The following is a 958-nucleotide window of genomic DNA, read 5'->3' as shown; positions in this document are numbered from 1 at the left end:
TAACTGCCCTCACGGAAGCTAGTTAGCGTTGGCCCTAGCTGCGCCAGTTTGTTCGGTATGTTTTGAGCCTGCTTACTGTTCGCTGACATAGAAGTAATTTTCAGGTCACGCTGGAGTTATCTATTGTATGAAATTATGTCTGCCGGCACGTAGGAGAAATCCTCACGTGCTGGTGGCTTTTTATAATTATAAAAAATATTTCATAAAGAAACTCTGCCAAGCTAAAGCCTGGAGTGTTAAATGAACAATAAAAGCATTTATGGTCTTTCTCTAATTGCCCTTGGCATGAGCATGGGGCAAGTTGCAGTAGCTGTGGAGCAAAAGCCTGAAGGGTTCATTGAGGGGAGCACCTTTAGTATTCTCAATCGGAATCTCTATCTCAATCGTGATTATCGAAAGGGCCAGTCAAGCCCCACGGGCAATGGTTACTCAGCCGAATGGGCTCATGGCATCATTGGCCGATTCGAATCAGGCTTTACTCAAGGTACCGTAGGCTTCGGCATTGATGCGTTTGCAATGGAAGGCCTCAAGCTCGATTCAGGTGATGGTCGCTCGGGAGCCCGAAGCTCAGTCGATGTCTTGCCGCACAATAGCAAAGGCCAACCTGAAGACTCCTACTCAAAAGTAGGCGGGGCCGCAAAAGTGCGTTTCCTGGATACAGTCGTCAAGGTAGGCGACGTATTTCCATCGACGCCTGTCGTTGCCTATGGGGATTCCCGACTTCTCCCGGAGAGTTTCCGTGGTGCAACGTTCACTAATACCAGCATCAAAGGCCTGACCCTTCAGGGGGGCCGGCTGCATGCGATGAGCCAAACCAATTCCAGTAGCATGCGTGACGGCTTTTCCACTTTTTACGCCGGTGCAGTAGCTGCTCCCTGGATCCCTTCTCTAGGGGGCGATTACCCGGTCAATGAGCCAGTAGGCTTGAGTCTTTACACCATCCAATTCAAGGATGTGT

General features: G+C 49.7%; 1 protein-coding gene. It reads left to right on the top strand.

Features of this window, described 5'->3' with window-relative positions; translation table 11 throughout:
- Positions 1–240: 240 nt before the first annotated feature.
- A partial coding sequence (locus tag ASU03_RS18805) for an OprD family outer membrane porin (protein WP_157465982.1) occupies positions 241–958 on the top strand: 718 nt, incomplete at its 3' end.

Source organism: Colwellia sp. TT2012, from assembly GCF_001440345.1.
In the GTDB taxonomy this organism is placed as follows: Bacteria; Pseudomonadota; Gammaproteobacteria; order Enterobacterales; family Alteromonadaceae; genus Colwellia.
The sequence above is the reverse complement of the archived record's forward strand: the minus strand, read 5'-3'. Positions and strand labels throughout refer to the sequence as shown.